Raw genomic sequence first — 17,591 nt, 5'->3', positions numbered from 1 at the left:
AATATTAATCCATTAACTTAAATAGTTCTTAATTTTATATAAAAATTAACATTTAAAACGCAAGTAATTAGGTATTTTGTCATTAATACGCTTTCGCAAAAATTACGCGCTGTGTTGAAGGTTTACCGGTGATTAATGAAACGCCTTCTTCCATTTTATTATCTAAAGGAATACATCTAATTGTGGCTTTTGTTTCATTTTTGATCTGCTCCTCTTCTTCGTCTGTTCCATCCCAGTGCGCAGAAATAAATCCGCCTTTTTCGTCCAGCACTTTTTTGAACTCTTCGTAAGAATTCACTTCTGTGATATGCTCATCTCGATAGGTTAAAGCTTTTTTATAAATATCTTCCTGAATTGTTTTAAGAAGGTTTTCAATGTAAACCTCGATATTTTCTAAAAGTTGCGTTTCCTTTGTCAAATTGTCTCTTCTAGCTATTTCAACGGTTTGGTTTTCTAGATCTCTGGCGCCAATTGCGATTCTGATCGGAACTCCTTTTAATTCATATTCTGCAAATTTCCAACCTGGTTTATTTTCAGTTCTGTTATCATATTTGACAGATATTCCTTTCTCTTTCAATTTTCTTTGAATCTCAAAAGCAACTTCGCTCACTTGCTGCAACTGCTCTTCTCCTTTAAAGATAGGCACAATAACAACTTGTATCGGAGCAAGAGTCGGTGGCAAAACCAATCCTAGATCATCAGAATGCGTCATGATCAACGCACCAATTAATCGGGTAGAAGTTCCCCAGGAAGTTCCCCATGCATGCTCTATTTTACCTTCTCTGTTGGTAAATTTTACGTCAAATGCTTTACCGAAATTTTGTCCTAGAAAGTGAGAAGTTCCTGCCTGAAGCGCTTTTCCATCCTGCATCAATGCTTCAATACAATAGGTTTCATCAGCTCCTGCAAATCTTTCGGAAGCAGTTTTTATCCCTCGAATTACAGGAATCGCCATGAATTTTTCTGCAAAATTTGCATAGACATCGAGCATCGTCTCGGTTTCTACAATCGCTTCTTCTTTTGTTGCGTGAGCAGTATGGCCTTCCTGCCAAAGGAATTCCGCCGTTCTTAAAAATAATCGGGTTCTCATTTCCCAGCGAACCACATTTGCCCACTGATTAATTAAGATAGGCAAATCACGATAAGATTGAATCCAGTTTTTATAGGTATTCCAAATAATTGCTTCGGAAGTTGGTCGAACAATCAATTCCTCTTCTAATTTCGCATCTGGATCTACAATCAGCTTTTTTGGATTATCAGGATCTGTCTTTAAACGATAATGCGTAACAACTGCGCATTCTTTTGCAAAACCTTCTGCATTTTTTTCCTCTGCTTCAAACAAACTTTTAGGAATAAAAATTGGGAAGTAGGCATTTACGTGCCCTGTTTCCTTAAATTTCTTATCCATTTCATCCCGCATTTTTTCCCAAATTGCATACCCATAAGGTTTGATGATCATACAACCACGAACTCCGGAATTTTCTGCCAAATCTGCTTTAACTACCAGTTCATTATACCACTTGCTATAATCTTCTGCTCTTGAGGTCAATTTTGCCATTATAATATATTATTTTATCTATTGATTTAACTTATTGATGCGCTTTGAATCTAATCTAAAAAGCGTAGTTTTACTCAAAATTCATACTATTTAATTGGTATAGTTTTGGTATAAATTGCAAATATAAATTAAATTAAACTTTTCACCTTATCATGGAAAAAATTACTTATAAAAAATTAATCAATTTGCTGAAATCCAAAGGACTTTTGGCAGTTGCAGGTGGATTACTTTTGATGTCTTGTGGATCCCAAATGGGTTATAGTGAGACCGACGGAGTATATTACGACCCGAGCAGAGATACTTTACCGGAAGGAACCGTTATGAACAGCGGGAATAGAGTAGGAGAATATTATGATTATCAGGCGAATGATAGCGCAAATAAATATCTGAATACCGATAATCGTAATGAAAACTGGAAAGATGATCAAAATTCTGAATGGGGAAATTATAATGGTACAGATACGTATTACAACGATTCCTCTTGGGGATCTCCTTATGGTTTTTATTCCGGATTTGGTGTTGGAATGAGTTTCGGTTGGGGTTCATCTTTTGGATACGGGGGCATGTATGATCCATGGGGTTACAATCCGTGGTATGGTTATTATAGTCCTTATTATGGTGGTTACTATAATAATTATTATGGTTATAATCCTTATTATGGTTACAATCCTTACTATGGCTACAATCCTTACGGAAATTATGGTTACGGAAACGGATACTACAATAGTTACAATGGTGGGTTTACTAATAAAAGAAGTGGTAGCGATGGTTCCTTTAATAATATGCGAAATTCTAACAATGGTTTAAGAAATAATAATTCTAACAATTCAGGTTTTAGAAATAACTCTCCCAATACAGGTATTAGAAATAACAATTCAGGAGGTTTCAGAAATGATGCTCCAAGATATAATACTCCGAGAATGAATAATGGCAATCAAAATAACCCAAGATTCAACCAGCAAAATAATGCACAGCCAAGAATCAGAACGAATTCTCAACCCTACAATACACCGAGACAAAACAATTCGCCGAGACAAGATGCGCCAACTTACCAACAGCCAACAAGAAGCAATTCTAATGACGGTGGCGGTTTCAGATCAGGAAACTCAGGTGGTGGATTCAACGGTGGTAATAGCGGATCTTCAAACTCTGGTTCCACCAGATCTAGCGGAGGTGGTGGTTTCAGAAGATAATATTTAAGAATTTATTTTAACAATAATAAGAAAATGATCAAAAAATCCTTAACGGTTTTGAGTATATCTGTTGCGTATTTTGCAAGTGCTCAAGATGTTTCAACAATTAGAAATACAGTAGAAGTTTATTCAAATTCAGCTCTAAACGGATCTTCCAAATATAATGCGATGGCAGGTTCTATGGGAGCTTTAGGTGGAGATGTTTCGGTTCTCAATTCAAATCCTGCAGGAATTGCAGTAAGTATAGCGAGCGAAATTTCCGGAACTCTATTTATTGAAAACAATAAAAATACAACAACCTACGCCGGAAAAACTTTGAACTACAAAGTTAACAAGACGAATTTAGGAAATACTGGCGGAATTGCAGCTTTTCAACTCAACTCATCATCTCCCTGGAAATTTGTGAATGTTGCGGTGAATTATTCAAATCAGTCTCTGGAAGATTATTCCGAAACTCCCGGTAATAGTAATTTAGTTTATGACATTAAAGATATTAGTGGCGTTGTAATAGACAACCTTGCTTTCGCAGGACATGCTTACAACCGGTACGGAAATCTTTCTAAAATGTCTGTCGGAGTCGGTGGTAATTACGACAACAGAATTTATGTCGGAGCGGGATTGAATTTTCATAGTGCAGCATTTGATCAATATGATACAGCAGCATTTACTGATAAAACAAACAATACCGACGTTTACAATAAACAATACACTCCTTTTTCGGAAACTTCAAATGGTTTTTCAGCAACTGTCGGAATTATCGGAAAAATTAATCACCAATTTAGATTGGGTGCGGCTCTTGAAACGCCAACTTGGTGGAGTATAGAAAGAGTTTATAGTGAGTATGGAAATTCTACAACCGGTGATGGAACCTACAGAGAATCTCGTAATCTTTCTACGCCATTGAAAGCTACTTTGAGTGCAGCATTTGTGGCAAACAAAAATTTCGCGATTAATGTTGATTATTCATTAGGATTAACCAAAGCCAAATATAAAGTAGAAGGACCTGCAGAAACCGAGTTGAATCAATTGATTTCAAATAATACCAAGAATCTTTCAGAAGTTAAAGTTGGTGCGGAATACAGAATAAGCGATTTCAGATTAAGAGGAGGTTACGCATTTGCGTCGAGTCCGTTTGACACGATGAAGATTAATTCAGTTCCAGATAATGGTGGTTCAGCAAATGTGGGCTACGACAATTTATTTGTAGGAAAAAGAAATACGATTGGCGCCGGAATTGGGTACGATTTCAAGTCTTTTTATATTGATGCAGCTTACCAAAATGTAACTTCAGAATATAGCAGTCCTTTCATTCAAGGTTCATTCGCAAATAATACTGGTTATTTCTCTGATCAATATGTTGTGAATTCAGATGCTTCAATTGTATCAAATGTGAAAAATAAGAAAGATAATTTCTTTGTTACACTCGGCTGGAAATTTTAAATTTCAGAACGATTTTAATCAATAACTTAAGGCTTCGAAGAAATTCGAGGTCTTTTTTTGTTCCAAATTTTTAATGCTGATGAAAAAGATGACCAGTCATCGCAAGCAAAATTCCCAATGTTACAAAACCGATTTTTTGCCAGTCAACATTATGGTTTTTATTGCTTTCGAAAATAATAACGGAAGAAATATGTAGGAAAATTCCTCCGACCAATGCAAGAAAATACACTTCTAAATCAGGATTAAAATATTTACCTAAAAGCAACCCAAAAGGTGAAGCCAATGCGAAAATTGCAATAATTAGAAAAGAGGAAGCCGAAAACTTTTTATTTTTAACCAAAAAAGCACCGAGTATAAAGGAAATTGGAATGTTATGAACCAAAATTCCGGTGAGATATGGGCTCAAGATTACCTTTTCATTTGCCAGCGGAATACCCTCCAGAAAGGCATGAACGAAGAGTCCAACCATCAAAGCCAAAGGTAGAATGTTTTTGCCTTCTGTATGATGATGAAAGTGACCGTGTTCAAATCCCTTCGTTAAATTTTCGAGCAACATCTGGAGCAAAACGCCGCCAATTACCCATAATCCAATATTGTGATGTTCTCCTGAATAAACTTGCGGGAAAACCTCATTGAGGCAGATCGTAATTAAAAATCCCGCACTCACAACCAAAAGATTTTTAGCAAATTTCTCTCTTTCTCCGAAAAATTTTCCAAGAAAAACACCGATCAAAACGCTTAAAATTAATAATAAAATAATCATTTGTCAGATTTAATAATTTTGCTTTTTCTGGAAAACATTGATGCAGCGTGGTGAATTTTCCAGATCGAAATCGCCCAGCTGATAATTGCCGAAGGTTTTCACCTTTTCAAAACCGAATTCCGCGCCATAATTTTCAATTTCTTCTAAAGTGTGAAGTTTTACTTTTTCAAAGTAATCATATTTTTGTCCTGTGTCCGTAAAACTGATATCTTTAATAATATGTCGGTCTTGAATTTTCTTTTTAATCGTAAATTCAATTTCTCCCTTTGTTTTTTGATCTTCTTTAATTAAAGTTTTCTCCACCCATTTTGCATTCAGAAAATCTAAAACAAAATAACCATTGTGATTCACCGCATTTGCAATGGACTGAAAAACTTTTTTGTCATCTTCGTCATTTTCAAAATAACCGAAACTCGTAAAAAGATTGAAGACAGCATCTGCTTTTTCGCTCGAAATTTTCGGAAAAATCTCATTTCGCATATCATGAACTTCAAATTTTAACCCTAAATTTTCGAACTGTTTATTATATAGAATACTCTCTTTCGACAAATCTAATCCCAAAACTTTGTAACCTAATTGATTTAAAAAAACAGAATGTCGTCCTTTTCCACATGCCAGATCAATAATTTTCGAGTCTTTCTGTAATGCTAAGTATTTGATTAGTAGAGATATAAAATTTTCAGCTTCTGCGAAATCCCTGTCTTTATAAAGAATGTGATAATAAGGTGTATCAAACCAAGTTTCAAACCATGCCATTGTGCAAAAATAACTAAATTTGCCGAAATAACTGAGCAACTTCTTTAGAGCTTTTTTCTCAAAGCCAAAGCAGTAAAGCCAATAACGAATTATGGATACAGAAAATTTAAAAATACAGATCAAAACTTTTTTCGGCCTCGAAGAAATTTTAGCAGAAGAGATTAGAAAACTTGGCGGATCAAATGTCGAAGTTAAAAACCGCGCAGTTAATTGTGAAGGCGACCTTGGTTTTCTTTATAAAATAAATTATTCCGCGAGAACAGCGCTGAAAATTCTCGTTCCTTTGCTTACTTTCAAAGCTTGGGATGAAAATCGTTTTTATGATAAATTGTTCGATTTTCCTTGGGATGAGATAATGACGGTTGATCAAACTTTCGCTATTGACACTACGATTTATTCAGATCGATTTTCGCATTCGCAGTTCATGTCTCAAAAAATGAAAGATGCGATTGTCGACTTCTTCAAATTTAAATACAATAAAAGGCCAAGTGTTGATACGCAGCAACCTGAAATAAAATTACACCTCCATATCGACAGAGAATTGGTGACGATTTCTTTGGATTCTTCTGGAGATGCGTTATTTAAAAGAGGTTACAGAAAAGAACAGGGTGAAGCGCCAATCAATGAAGTTCTTGCTTCCGGAATGTTGCAATTGGCAGGTTGGGACGGAAAAGGGAATTTCCTGGATCCAATGTGTGGTTCCGGAACTTTACTCATCGAAGCTGCGATGATCGCGATGGATTTACCTGCACAAACTTTCCGCAGAAAATTCGGATTTCAAAACTGGTTAAATTATGACGAAGAATTATTCAAAACCATCAAAGAAGTTCGCCTGAATCGTGTTCGGGAATTCACTGGGAAAATTGTTGGTTACGACATCGATGCCAACATGTTGCATGCATCAAGAATTAATATTGAAGCAGCCGAAATGGAAGATGTTATCGAAGTAAAAGAACAGGATTTCTTTGAATCAAAGAAAGATCTATTTCCGTTGTTGATGGTTTTCAATCCACCTTATGATGAGAGAATTGTAATTAATGATGACGAGTTTTACGCTAAAATTGGCGACACTTTCAAGAAAAATTATCCCAATACTTTGGCCTGGTTAATTTCCTCCGATCTTGATTCTATGAAAAGAATTGGTCTGCGACCTTCCCGAAAAATCAAACTCTTCAACGGGAAATTAGAATGCCGTTTTATGCAGTTTGAAATGTATGAAGGAACGAAGAAAATTCACAAATTAGAAGGCAGAGAAGGAGATAGTTAATTTCCAGTAGCAAATTAGCAAATCAACTAATTACCAAATCAGCGCATTGAATACCATATCAATCATCATCGCCATCTACAACCGAAAAGACGAACTTTTCGAACTCCTCAATTCCTTATCGCATCAAACCGATAATGATTTTGAGATCATTATTGTGGATGATGGTTCCGTGATCAATTTACGTCCAACTGCTGAATTATTTCACGAAAGGTTAAAGATTGAATTTTTCCGAAAAGAAAATTCCGGTCCAGGATTATCACGAAATTACGGCGCAAAACGTACCAAAAATGACTGGCTCGTTTTCGTAGATTCCGATGTGATTGTTGAAAAAGATTATATCGAAAACATTAAAAAAAATCTTGCAGAAATTCCATGCGACGCATTTGGTGGCGCCGACAAAGCGCACAAAGGTTTTAATCTCATGCAAAAAGCGATTTCCTATTCCATGACTTCCGTTTTTACTACGGGCGGAATTCGCGGAAGTAAAAAAGCCGTCACTAAATTCCAGCCGCGAAGTTTTAATATGGGCGTTCGAAAATCGGCTTTCGAAAAAGTCGGTGGCTTTTCAGAAATGCGAATTGGCGAAGATCCGGATCTCTCGATGAAGCTTTGGGAAAATGCCTTCACAACGGCATTTTTCGATAACATTGGTGTTTATCATAAACGAAGAGTTGATTTCGGAAAATTCTCAAAACAGGTTTATCAGTTTGGTTGCGCACGACCGATTCTAAATCAGCGGCATCCGAAATATGTCAAGATTTCCTTCGCATTTCCCTCGTTTTTTCTCATCGGTTATATCCTCGGATTCATCGAGTATTTCTTTTTTCAGCAAGGTTTGATTTTAGGATTTTACGGACTTTACACTTTCCTGATTTTTTTCCACGCTTTGTACCAAACCAAAAACATCAGTATCGCTGCAATGGCAATCATTTCAACGTATATTCAAATGTTTTCCTATGGTTATGGTTTCCTCAAATCCTGGATTTTACTCAATATTTTCCGTCAAAAACCCGAAGACGCATTTCCTTCCCATTTTCATAAATTTTAGTTTCATACAGAACTTTTTGGGCGACAAATTCCGCCCTCCATTCCCGCTTTTTTGTTTCGCGTTGCTACACAAAAAGAGCTCCATTCAGGTCGGGTCGCAATTCCCGCACAAAAACCTTATTTTTGCACAAAAGATAAACATGAACAATTACTTGGAATTCAATTTTAAGATAGAGCCTTTACAACCCTGGAATGAAATTTTAATGGCAGAACTCATAGAAATCGGTTTCGACAGTTTTACTGAGGAACACGACGGAATTTTGGCCTATATACAAACAGAATTATTCAAAGAAGAAGAACTGAAGGAAGTTCATTTGCTTCAGAATCCTGATATCAATATTTCGTATACTTTCCAGGAAATGCCGAACATCAACTGGAACGAAGAGTGGGAAAAAAACTTTTCACCGATTAATATCGAAGACCAAGTTTCTATTCGCGCAGAATTTCATCCAGATCAAAACTTACCGCACGAAATTATTATTCAGCCCAAAATGTCTTTCGGAACAGGACATCACGCCACAACATACTTGATGATCCAACAAATGCTCGGCATGAATTTTGAAAATAAAACCGTTTTAGATATGGGTTGCGGAACTTCTGTTTTAGCAATTTTCGCCAAACAGCAAGGCGCCGGAAAAACCGTAGCAATTGATATCGACGAGTGGTCTGTAGAAAACTCCATAGAGAATGCTGCGAGAAATAGCGTAGAACTTGAAATCTCTCAGGGAACTGCTGTGAATTTAGGAAAAGAAAACTTCGACATTGTTCTAGCCAACATCAACAGAAATATTCTCATTTCGGATATTCCGACTTATGTTTCTGTACTAAATACTGGTGGACAACTTTTATTGTCTGGGCTTTGCTTTTTTGATGTAGATGATATTCTGGAAGTTTGTACGGAACAAAAACTGACTTTGAAAAAGAAATTACAACGGGAAGAGTGGGTTTCTTTATTATTAGAAAATCAAAAAACCCTGTAAAAACAGGGTTTTAGTGACCTCGACTGGATTCAAACCAGTAACCTCCTGAGCCGTAATCAGGTGCGCTATTCAGTTGCGCCACGAAGCCGTTTTTCGGTCTGCAAATATAACAATTTTTTATTCGTCTCAAAAATGAAAAACTACATTTTATTAATTTTCATCTTATTTCTCAATTTTTCCTGCAAAAAAGAATCCAAAAGTGTAGAAAGCGATTGGCAAAAAATTTCAGGAAATGTTCAGCTTAAAACTGAAGGAAATGTTTTAAAATTAAAATCCGGGAAATTTAATTATGATTTACCCGCTTCAAAACTCCCTTTCAAAAAAGTCATTTTACTCAATGCAAGTTTGGTTGGTTACTTTACCGAATTAGGTTTAGAAAATAAAATCATCGGGATCTCAAGTCCGGAGTACGTTTTTTCTAAAAAGATTCACCAATTATTAAGTGAAGGAAAAATTCAAAATATTGGGAACGAACAGAAATATGATATTGAAAAAATTATCGCTTTAAAACCCGATGTCATCTTCACAAATTACATCGCAAGCTTCGATAATACCTACGATCTCCTCAAAAAAAATGGTATCGAAATTATTTTTCTGGATGAATATTTAGAGCAGAACCCTTTGGAAAAATCGAAATATTTATTGGTTTTCGGAAAGCTCTTAGATAAAGAAAAAGAGTCGGTTTCAAAATTTGATCAAATTAAAAATTCGTACGATTCGTTGAAAATTTTAGCTCAAAAATCAAAAGTAAAACCTGTAGTTTTAGCCAATGAAATGTACGGAAATCAATGGTTTTTGCCCGGCGGAAAATCTAATTTAGCCCAGTTTATTTCAGACGCAAATGGAAATTATATTAATGCATCTAATACAGATTTTAAAGCGGTTCCAATGAGTTTTGAAGAAGTATATGCGAAATCGCAGAAAGCTGAGTACTGGATCAATATCGGGAACCATCAAACAAAAAAAGAATTGTTGCAGATCAATCCCAATTACACCAAAATGAATGTTTTCAACGCCGGAAAATTATATACTTTGACCGGAAAAGAAGTCGGAAAATCTAATGATTACTTCGAAAGTGGCGTGGTTCGTGCAGATCTGGTCTTGAAAGATTATATCAAAATTTTTCATCCCGAATTATTCCCGAATTATAATTTAACTTACATGAAGGAATTGAAGTGAAATATATTTCTATTTTTGCACCTACAAATATTGATTACTCACAGACTTATTAACTATGTGGAAGAAAATTAAAAAACTTATTTTTATTATTATACTGGCGAATATCCTCTTTATTTTTTGGGGAAAATTCTTCAATCCACCGATTACGCTGACTCAGATTGGTGGTTTAATTGAATACGGAAAATTAGACAGAGATTATATTTCTTATGATGAAATGGGTTCTAACGTGAAAAGAGCCGTAATTGCCTCTGAAGATCAAGCTTTCTTTGACCACAATGGTTTCGATTATAAAGCCATTCAAAAAGCCATGGTACACAACGAACAAGGAAAAAAATTGCGTGGTGGAAGTACAATTTCGCAACAAACCGCAAAAAATATATTTCTTTGGCAGGGTAGAAGTTATATTAGAAAAGGTTTTGAGGCTATTTACACCTTCATTATCGAGTTGGTTTGGGGAAAAGATGTTATTCTAGAAAGGTATTTAAATTCCATTGAAATGGGACGTGGAGTTTTTGGTGTAGAAGCGGCTTCTCAATATTATTTTAATAAAAAATCCATCAATCTTACCAAAAGTGAAGCAGCATGGATCGCCGCAATCTTGCCTAATCCCGCAAAGTACGATCCGAAAAATCCTTCTGCTTATCTCAACAAAAAGCATAACTGGATTTTGCGCCAAATGAATAATGTGACTTTGAAATAATTTATCTTTGTCGCGATTATGCCAATTTACAGTCGAAATAAAGTCAGTTTTAAAGCTTTGCTTGAGCAATATTTCAGTTTCCGAAATGAGACGAAATCATTGGAGCCACTTTCTGAATTAATTCGAAATCTTCGGGAAAGTGATTTCGAGGATATTTTAGGTTTTCTGCGCGTTAATCACGATATCACCAAAAATTTCGGTTATTATATTAGAAATATTTTCAAGGATAAACCATTTAATTTATCATTGACGGAAGCTAATATTTTATCAGAAAATGCATTTTATCCCGAATTTAAAAAAAGACTTCTCAATAAAATTTTACCTGCTGTTGAAAACGAAAATACCGTTTGGTTTTTAGTCGATAGCGTGTCGGTCAGACCTTTGCGAGACCTTCAATATTTCAGAGATTTAGAAGATGAGCAATTAACAGAATTTTTTAAATTATTAGAGATTGATGATTTCATTACGCATCCAAATGTGAAATTAGAACTTCTTTTCTCCATGAATATTTTAGCATGGCGTATTATTGGAAATGCCATGGATGTTGAGGTGGTGAACATGGCGCCAGAATACAGAAAGTTTGATAACCCTTTTGTCGCGCTACAAAATGAACTCGATATTCTGAATGAAAATTATAAACAGGATCCAGATTTTGATCTTTCTTCCAAAGATGAACATTACAAACAGATCAAAGTTTATTTACAGCAAGGATTAGATTTTGTCAGTCTGGCTTTCAAAAATTCCGCGAAGTACGGAATTTCTGGCAAAATTAACCAATCGCTTCTCAAAATAAGACAGCAACTCGACCGAATGGGTGAAATTCTGGCGGTAATGGTTATTGATGACAAAGAAGAAGCTGTATTGAAGTCTAAACAATTGTTTTTCAATATATTAGAGTATAAATCGCATAAAACGAATCTTAGAGATCTGGTTGCAGACAGCACGACTTTGATGTCTCATCTTATTACGAATCACACCGCGGAAACCGGTACTCATTACATTACTTCAAACCGTAGAGATTACGTAAAAATGTTTTTGAAAGCGAGTGGTGGTGGAATCATCGTTGGTTGCTTGGTCGTTTTGAAATTATTTTTTGGTTCACTTTCCGGAAGCGATTTTTCTCACGCGATTTTGTATTCTTTTAACTACGCGATGGGTTTCATCATGATTTATTTGATGAGTTTTACTTTAGCTACAAAACAGCCTGCAATGACGGCTGCGACGATGGCAAAAGTTCTTTCAGAAGGAGAAAATACGCAGAAGAATTATGTTGATTTTGCTCATTTGGTTTCCAAAGTTTTCCGGACCCAATTTATAGCATTTATGGGAAATGTATTGCTTTCTTTCCCTGTTGCATTAATTCTTATTTATGGCTTAGACGTTCTTTTTCAACAGAATTTTGCGGCTGAAAAAGCCACTAAATTATTGCAGGATCAAGATCCGTTTCATTCAAAGGCGATTTTCCACGCATGTATCGCGGGATTTTTTCTTTTTATTTCGGGTATTATTTCCGGGAATGTTGCAAACAGTTCTGTATTTTACCATATTCCGAAAAGAATCGCGAAGAATCCGTTCTTAAATTACTTTCTTGGGGAGAAAAGGGCAAAAAGTATTTCAGAATATTATTCCCGAAACTGGCCTGGAATTATGTCTAATCTCTGGTTCGGTATTTTCCTTGGAATAACGGGTCCGATTGGTTTATTTTTAGGTTTAGATCTAGATATTCGTCATATTACTTTCGCAGCCGGAAACGTGGCTTTGGGATTTTATGGGAAGGGTTTTAATGTAGATACTTATACCGTTCTTTTAACGATAACCACGGTTTTCATCATCGGATTTTTTAATTTTGCGGTTAGTTTTGGGTTGTCGATGGTTTTAGCATTTCGCTCCAGAAAAGTAAATTTTGGAGAAGTGAGAGAGATTTATCGGGAGATTTTCAGATACTTTATGAGAAATCCGCTGCGGTTTTTCTTACCTATAAAATCTGAAAAATTAGATATTCGGGCACAAGAAATGGTTGATAATACAGTTTCTACAAAATCTGAAGATCAGTAAAATCTGCTTCCGGAAACTGTTCATTAAATTTATTCAGAAAAAAAGTTTTCCGCATTCTGAAATCATTTTTCAGTAAAGGAGATTTAATTTTTATTTCCAAAATTTTCTTACTCAGATTCACCGATTGTATTTCGTTGAAAAGAGCATCATTTAAATAGTCGTGCAGGAAATCTTTCACTTCAAAAGCCAGCAATTTATCTTCAAAACCATAAATTCTCGCGAAAGATTTCACGAGTTCAGAAGATTGATATTCTCTCTTTTTTTTCATTACAATTCAAATATTTTACTTTCCTCATTAATCCTTTTCACTACATTTTCCGTTCTTTCTTTGTTCGTATCAGTAATAAATATTTGTCCGAAATGTTCCTGATTTACGAGTTCTATTAATTGTGAAACTCTGGAATCGTCTAGTTTATCAAAAATATCATCCAACAAAAGAATTGGCGTTTTTCCGGTCAGTTCCTTAATTCTGTTCATTTGAGAAAGTTTCAGCGCGATTAAAAAAGATTTTTGCTGACCTTGACTTCCGATTTTTTTCAATGAATTTCCGTTCATTTCGAAAAGCAGATCGTCTTTATGAATTCCTTTGGTAGTATAAGTTATCGCTCTGTCTTTTTCTAAATTTTTGAGGAGTAAATTTTTGAATTTCTGGTCAGCTTGAGAATAGTCAAAACCTTCCTGTAAATCTGACTGATAATTAACCGTAACTTTTTCTTTTCCTTTGGAGATCGTTTCGTAATAACTTTGAATTAGAGGTAAGATCGAATCGGTAAACTGTTGTCTTTTTATAAAAATTTTGGTACCGAATTTAATTAATGGTTGGTTGTAAATTTCCAGATTATCTGCATCGAAATATCTGTTTTTTGCAAAACTTTTGAGCAAAGCATTTCTCTGTTGAACCGTTTTTTGATATTGGATGAGATTAAAAAGATATTCAGAATCAGTCTGTGAAATCATCGCATCTAAAAATCTCCTTCGACTTTCCCCAGAATCAGAAATTAAGTTAGAATCATACGGCGAAATAGTTACGCTCGGTAGAAAACCAATATGATCTGCGATTCTATCATAAGATTTGTCATTTTTCTTAATAATTTTCTTGGCATCTTTTGGTTGCTGAACTTTGATGATATTTTCTTTTTCGCCATCGTCAATTGTTCCTTCAATGGTGAAAAAATTTTCGTCAGTTTTAATGTTATTTAAATCTGTATTTCCCAAAAAACTTTTCGCCATCGATAAATAATGAAGTGCATCCAGAATATTGGTTTTTCCAACACCGTTATCGCCAACAAAACAGTTAATTTGCGCGGAAAATGCAAAGTTCCTTTCCTGATGATTTTTGAAGTTGAGAATTTTTAAAGTGGTGATGATCATAATCCTAAAATATTTGGTAGTTTTTCAGGGTTTTGATGATTTTCCCAAAATGAAATGATATAAATGATTTCTCCGTGAACGAGATAAATTAGACTATAATTTTTTAAAGTTAAAATCCTAGTTTCATTATTAAATGTTTTCTTCCCAGAAAAAGGACAGGTTTTTAATTGCTCAGTTCTTTGTTTGATCTCAATTTTTAATTTTTTTGAATACGATGTGTTTTTATTTCTATTATTCCAAAATAACAAAATTTCATCTCTTTGTTGCTTTGCAAAATGGGTCCATTCGACCATTAATTTAGCCATTCTTCATCCATTTTCTCCATTTCATCTTCGGTGTAAACTCCTCTATTTTTTACATCGTTCATTCCCCGTTCAATCATTTTCAAAACTGCAGGAGGTAAAATAATTTCTTCTTCCCGAAAATAGTCTTCTACTTCTTCCTCCGTCATTGGTTTCTCAGATTCATAGTGGGATTGCGGTCCAGAAACGGAATTAGTATTTTCCATATTCATTAATTCCCAAAGTTTGAAAATCAAATTTTGGTCTGAACTTTTGCTGATTAAATGAATAAGACTATTTTTAAGATCTTCGAAATTTTCCATCTTTCTAAATTTCAGTAAAGATAAAAATTTCATTTCAGACTGCTCTCAAAAAAGACTTTTGAATTTAGTTATCAAAATTAACGAAATGAGGAATATCGGTTCCAAATGAGTTGAAAGGGATCATATCGTTGCGATATCTATTAAAATCATACACTGGCTTGTTATCAAAAGGAACGCTCGGATAATACACAAATGAAACCTGAATTTTGTTGAAAACTAGATAGGGATTATTGATCAAGATACCGATCCCGAATTTTGAGTTTGTTTTCGCACTGAATAATTTTTGGTTGTTTTGTGAAAGCCAGCCTAAAGCGACAATACTATAGGGACTAAAATGAAAATTTTTCCAGGTTTTATCGATGAAAAATTGCATCTGATAGCGTAAAATCAATTTTTTTGTACCGATGAAATCACCGCTATAAGTAGGAAACTCATTTTGATTAGAAATATTGATACGGTCTTTGTAGGTAGAATTATAAAGTTCGCTTCCCCATGCAAAAGTAGGAGAGAAAAAATGTCTCACTTTGCCAAATTTAAAATTGTGCAGCTTTGTGTAATAAGTGCCCTCCAAACGGAAGGAATCGCTGTTTTCTGTTGCTTCATTAAAAAATCTTCCATATCCGGCGTTAACCGTAAAATAGCCCCAGTTGATAAAACTTCCAAGTGCTGCAGAAATTCCAGCATACGGAGTTACTTTACTGCTTCTTTTGATTAATCCTGAGGTAACTCCAAACGATTTACCGTAGGGAATATCTTCGGGAAGATTATAATCGAAGATATTTCTTTTAACAGAAAATTTCCTTTCTATATAGGTTGCTGAAGCTAAAAAGCTGTTGTAAGTCGCAAAGAAGTCCTGTTGGTCTATAATTGGACGATCTCTGTACTGGTAATTCTGAAAACGCCCCAAAACCGCAATATTCCGGGAAATTTCAGTTCTATCTCCGAAAAAAACAGGAAACTGATAACCGCCCCATAAATCTTGATTGTAAACTTTGATCTGAACTTCAGGGAAAACATCTGTGTTTTCAACAGGCATCAAAACTTTCCTCATAAAATATTCGAACGTAAATCCTCCCGCCCATCTTGTCAAAGGAGAAAAGAAATCTCGCCGCGCACTGAAATTGATTCTTTCATTATCCAAGAAATCTTTTTCTGCAGAAATTCCGGCATTGATGAACGTTCCAAACATGTTGTATGCCGTATAACTTCCATAAATTTTATTCTGTTTATCTTTGAAATCATTGTCATAAAGAAAACTAACTTCGTGTCCTAAACCCATCAAGTTTTCTTCTGTGATCCCGGCTCCAATTCTACTTCCGGAGAAATTTAAGCTAGGTTTCAAACTCCAGGAATCCAGAACTTTCACCATAACATCAATGGAATCTTTGGTTGCAGAACTGTCGATAATACTGATGTTTACTCGGTTGACAAATTGCATATTTCGCAAAACACGTTCAGATTCATATAATTTCTGAGCATTATATTTTTCACCTTTTTTGAAAAGAAGATAATTATTGATGGTAGATTTTTTAGAATCAATATGAACGCGGTCTGCAAGACGGTCGTACCATTTACTATCTCCATTTTTATCTGAAGTTTTATATCCAAAAGGGTCGATGGTCTCAATTTTTATATTTCTAATGATTTTGCCATCATAACTAACCTGAGCATGTTCTTTAGTTCTTGATTCCACTGAAACAGAATCTGCTTCTCGCCGAAAGATTAAGCGATGAATAAATTTTGTGGATTTTCGTTTGTCAGAAAACTTTTCAATTTTGTAGTATATCGAATCCTTTTTCTCTTGTGCGGAGACAAAAGATATGCAGGATAGTAATAAAATTAGAGGAAAAATAAATTTAGATTGCAATTCGTTTATTTTTGGGAAAGTGAATATCAATTAATGAGCCAATGTAACAGCATAAATAATAAAGGCATTCCGCTGCAAGTCTCTATCCAAAAAGAAAAATAAGAATCTTTATTACCGTTTTCTGACAAATAAATGAGGATAAAAGTGATGATCGATGTCAAATAAAAGGCAAAAGAATATTCGGGTTTTAAATAAAAAATAGCAATCATTAAACTTACAAAAACAAGGAAGTAAGCAAAATATTTTGTGTTTTGTTCACCTATTAATCGCGGGAAAGTAACAACAGTATCAGATTTCATATCCCGAATGTCAAACGGTAAAACCAACGCCGTGATGAACAGTAAACTGATCCAAAAAATCTCTGGATGAAAAGTTGGTAAGATCAACCAGGAATTGATCAATGCCCAGGTTAAACCCACATAAAATACTTTAAAAAGTGGAATTTTTCGAATAAAATATTTCAGGAATTTACTGTCATATAAAAGTCCAATAATAATAATGATCACCCATTTTACCAATCGACCATCATTGTGATTGTAGATAATTAAAGCCGCAGAAATAAGTCCGGAAATAACATTTAAAATTAATACTTTATAAAATATTTTCCCACTGTCCTGGTATTTCGTGTATAAATATCCGCTGAAGTAGGTAATGAAAATAAGCGCAATGGTCGGAGTTCTGATAATATCCTGCTCAAACATAAAAAACACAGCAAATAAAGTTCCCATTAAAGAAACATAAATTTGACTGTCGATGATGTATTTTTTTAGTAAATTTAAGCGGTGCATATCCATAAACCTACAAGGTTTCC

The 17,591-nt window shown here is 34.8% G+C and carries 17 protein-coding genes and 1 tRNA gene; 8 read left to right on the top strand and 10 right to left on the bottom strand.

The annotated features are described in order from the left end of the window. Nucleotides 1–82: 82 nt before the first annotated feature. Nucleotides 83–1,558, bottom strand: a complete 1,476-nt coding sequence (proS, locus tag OA86_RS10440) for a proline--tRNA ligase (RefSeq protein WP_039352700.1) — start codon at nucleotides 1,556–1,558, stop codon at nucleotides 83–85. Between the two features lie 152 nt (nucleotides 1,559–1,710). On the opposite strand from proS, the gene OA86_RS10435 reads away from it, so the two are divergent. Together OA86_RS10435 and OA86_RS10430 are read left to right on the top strand one after the other, a co-directional pair. Then, complete coding sequence (locus tag OA86_RS10435) at nucleotides 1,711–2,751, top strand: hypothetical protein (RefSeq protein WP_052257484.1); 1,041 nt, start codon at nucleotides 1,711–1,713, stop codon at nucleotides 2,749–2,751. A gap of 33 nt (nucleotides 2,752–2,784) precedes the next feature. Next, complete coding sequence (locus tag OA86_RS10430) at nucleotides 2,785–4,191, top strand: OmpP1/FadL family transporter (RefSeq protein WP_039352697.1); 1,407 nt, start codon at nucleotides 2,785–2,787, stop codon at nucleotides 4,189–4,191. Between the two features lie 70 nt (nucleotides 4,192–4,261). Here OA86_RS10430 and OA86_RS10425 read toward each other — a convergent pair whose 3' ends face one another. Beyond that, a complete protein-coding gene (locus tag OA86_RS10425; RefSeq protein WP_039352694.1) occupies nucleotides 4,262–4,954 on the bottom strand; it encodes a ZIP family metal transporter in 693 nt (230 codons plus the stop codon). A 9-nt stretch (nucleotides 4,955–4,963) separates the two neighbouring features. After that, complete coding sequence (locus OA86_RS10420; protein ID WP_039352692.1) at nucleotides 4,964–5,710, bottom strand: class I SAM-dependent methyltransferase; 747 nt, start codon at nucleotides 5,708–5,710, stop codon at nucleotides 4,964–4,966. A gap of 91 nt (nucleotides 5,711–5,801) precedes the next feature. On the opposite strand from OA86_RS10420, the gene OA86_RS10415 reads away from it, so the two are divergent. From OA86_RS10415 to prmA, 3 genes are all read left to right on the top strand, one after another. Then, nucleotides 5,802–6,977 carry a THUMP domain-containing class I SAM-dependent RNA methyltransferase gene (locus OA86_RS10415; protein WP_039352689.1) on the top strand — a complete coding sequence of 392 codons (1,176 nt, stop codon included), beginning with the start codon at nucleotides 5,802–5,804 and terminating at the stop codon, nucleotides 6,975–6,977. Between the two features lie 46 nt (nucleotides 6,978–7,023). Next, on the top strand, nucleotides 7,024–8,025 hold the full coding sequence (locus tag OA86_RS10410; RefSeq protein ID WP_039352686.1) for a glycosyltransferase family 2 protein: 1,002 nt from the start codon (nucleotides 7,024–7,026) through the stop codon (nucleotides 8,023–8,025). 139 nt (nucleotides 8,026–8,164) lie between these two features. After that, nucleotides 8,165–9,004, top strand: a complete 840-nt coding sequence (prmA, locus tag OA86_RS10405) for a 50S ribosomal protein L11 methyltransferase (protein WP_039352684.1) — start codon at nucleotides 8,165–8,167, stop codon at nucleotides 9,002–9,004. A 14-nt stretch (nucleotides 9,005–9,018) separates the two neighbouring features. On the opposite strand, the gene OA86_RS10400 is transcribed toward prmA, so the two are convergent. Continuing rightward, nucleotides 9,019–9,092, bottom strand: a tRNA-Arg gene (locus OA86_RS10400). Nucleotides 9,093–9,136: 44 nt separating this feature from the next. Here OA86_RS10400 and OA86_RS10395 point away from each other — a divergent pair. Genes OA86_RS10395 through OA86_RS10385 form a run of 3 tightly spaced genes read left to right on the top strand, consistent with a single transcriptional unit; the run spans nucleotide 9,137 to nucleotide 12,938 of the window. Beyond that, nucleotides 9,137–10,183 carry an ABC transporter substrate-binding protein gene (locus OA86_RS10395; RefSeq protein WP_039352681.1) on the top strand — a complete coding sequence of 349 codons (1,047 nt, stop codon included), beginning with the start codon at nucleotides 9,137–9,139 and terminating at the stop codon, nucleotides 10,181–10,183. Nucleotides 10,184–10,238: 55 nt separating this feature from the next. Further along, nucleotides 10,239–10,883 (top strand): monofunctional biosynthetic peptidoglycan transglycosylase, encoded by a 645-nt coding sequence (mtgA, locus tag OA86_RS10390; protein ID WP_039352679.1) that lies wholly within the window; start codon nucleotides 10,239–10,241, stop codon nucleotides 10,881–10,883. A gap of 18 nt (nucleotides 10,884–10,901) precedes the next feature. Further along, nucleotides 10,902–12,938, top strand: a complete 2,037-nt coding sequence (locus tag OA86_RS10385; RefSeq protein ID WP_039352677.1) for a transporter-like protein — start codon at nucleotides 10,902–10,904, stop codon at nucleotides 12,936–12,938. Here the strand turns inward: OA86_RS10385 and OA86_RS10380 are convergent. The 6 genes from OA86_RS10380 to OA86_RS10355 form a co-directional block, all read right to left on the bottom strand. Continuing rightward, nucleotides 12,916–13,206: a hypothetical protein gene (locus OA86_RS10380; RefSeq protein ID WP_039352675.1), complete on the bottom strand. Its 291-nt coding sequence runs from the start codon at nucleotides 13,204–13,206 to the stop codon at nucleotides 12,916–12,918. The genes OA86_RS10385 and OA86_RS10380 overlap by 23 nt on opposite strands. Continuing rightward, nucleotides 13,206–14,309: a DNA replication/repair protein RecF gene (gene recF, locus OA86_RS10375; protein ID WP_039352672.1), complete on the bottom strand. Its 1,104-nt coding sequence runs from the start codon at nucleotides 14,307–14,309 to the stop codon at nucleotides 13,206–13,208. The genes OA86_RS10380 and recF overlap by 1 nt, the downstream gene beginning before the upstream one ends. Beyond that, a complete protein-coding gene (locus OA86_RS10370; RefSeq protein WP_039352670.1) occupies nucleotides 14,306–14,614 on the bottom strand; it encodes a type II toxin-antitoxin system RelE/ParE family toxin in 309 nt (102 codons plus the stop codon). The genes recF and OA86_RS10370 overlap by 4 nt, the downstream gene beginning before the upstream one ends. Then, nucleotides 14,602–14,913, bottom strand: a complete 312-nt coding sequence (locus OA86_RS10365; RefSeq protein ID WP_126340440.1) for a hypothetical protein — start codon at nucleotides 14,911–14,913, stop codon at nucleotides 14,602–14,604. The genes OA86_RS10370 and OA86_RS10365 overlap by 13 nt, the downstream gene beginning before the upstream one ends. Nucleotides 14,914–14,977: 64 nt before the next feature. Then, complete coding sequence (locus OA86_RS10360; RefSeq protein WP_246008068.1) at nucleotides 14,978–16,606, bottom strand: BamA/TamA family outer membrane protein; 1,629 nt, start codon at nucleotides 16,604–16,606, stop codon at nucleotides 14,978–14,980. Nucleotides 16,607–16,806: 200 nt separating this feature from the next. Further along, nucleotides 16,807–17,574 carry a UbiA prenyltransferase family protein gene (locus tag OA86_RS10355; RefSeq protein WP_039352663.1) on the bottom strand — a complete coding sequence of 256 codons (768 nt, stop codon included), beginning with the start codon at nucleotides 17,572–17,574 and terminating at the stop codon, nucleotides 16,807–16,809. Nucleotides 17,575–17,591 lie beyond the last annotated feature (17 nt).

The sequence above is a fragment of the Kaistella jeonii genome (assembly GCF_000812865.1).
GTDB classification, from domain to species: domain Bacteria; phylum Bacteroidota; class Bacteroidia; order Flavobacteriales; family Weeksellaceae; genus Kaistella; species Kaistella jeonii.
The sequence above is the reverse complement of the archived record's forward strand: the minus strand, read 5'-3'. Positions and strand labels throughout refer to the sequence as shown.

What these genes read in the sequence shown, in the direction of transcription:
- proS (WP_039352700.1), bottom strand. Translation starts at nt 1,558, where the DNA reads ATGGCAAAATTGACCTCAAGAGCAGAAGATTATAGCAAGTGGTATAAT.
- OA86_RS10435 (WP_052257484.1), top strand. Translation starts at nt 1,711, where the DNA reads ATGGAAAAAATTACTTATAAAAAATTAATCAATTTGCTGAAATCCAAA.
- OA86_RS10430 (WP_039352697.1), top strand. Translation starts at nt 2,785, where the DNA reads ATGATCAAAAAATCCTTAACGGTTTTGAGTATATCTGTTGCGTATTTT.
- OA86_RS10425 (WP_039352694.1), bottom strand. Translation starts at nt 4,954, where the DNA reads ATGATTATTTTATTATTAATTTTAAGCGTTTTGATCGGTGTTTTTCTT.
- OA86_RS10420 (WP_039352692.1), bottom strand. Translation starts at nt 5,710, where the DNA reads ATGGCATGGTTTGAAACTTGGTTTGATACACCTTATTATCACATTCTT.
- OA86_RS10415 (WP_039352689.1), top strand. Translation starts at nt 5,802, where the DNA reads ATGGATACAGAAAATTTAAAAATACAGATCAAAACTTTTTTCGGCCTC.
- prmA (WP_039352684.1), top strand. Translation starts at nt 8,165, where the DNA reads ATGAACAATTACTTGGAATTCAATTTTAAGATAGAGCCTTTACAACCC.
- OA86_RS10395 (WP_039352681.1), top strand. Translation starts at nt 9,137, where the DNA reads ATGAAAAACTACATTTTATTAATTTTCATCTTATTTCTCAATTTTTCC.
- mtgA (WP_039352679.1), top strand. Translation starts at nt 10,239, where the DNA reads ATGTGGAAGAAAATTAAAAAACTTATTTTTATTATTATACTGGCGAAT.
- OA86_RS10385 (WP_039352677.1), top strand. Translation starts at nt 10,902, where the DNA reads ATGCCAATTTACAGTCGAAATAAAGTCAGTTTTAAAGCTTTGCTTGAG.
- OA86_RS10380 (WP_039352675.1), bottom strand. Translation starts at nt 13,206, where the DNA reads ATGAAAAAAAAGAGAGAATATCAATCTTCTGAACTCGTGAAATCTTTC.
- recF (WP_039352672.1), bottom strand. Translation starts at nt 14,309, where the DNA reads ATGATCATCACCACTTTAAAAATTCTCAACTTCAAAAATCATCAGGAA.
- OA86_RS10370 (WP_039352670.1), bottom strand. Translation starts at nt 14,614, where the DNA reads ATGGCTAAATTAATGGTCGAATGGACCCATTTTGCAAAGCAACAAAGA.
- OA86_RS10365 (WP_126340440.1), bottom strand. Translation starts at nt 14,913, where the DNA reads ATGGAAAATTTCGAAGATCTTAAAAATAGTCTTATTCATTTAATCAGC.
- OA86_RS10355 (WP_039352663.1), bottom strand. Translation starts at nt 17,574, where the DNA reads ATGGATATGCACCGCTTAAATTTACTAAAAAAATACATCATCGACAGT.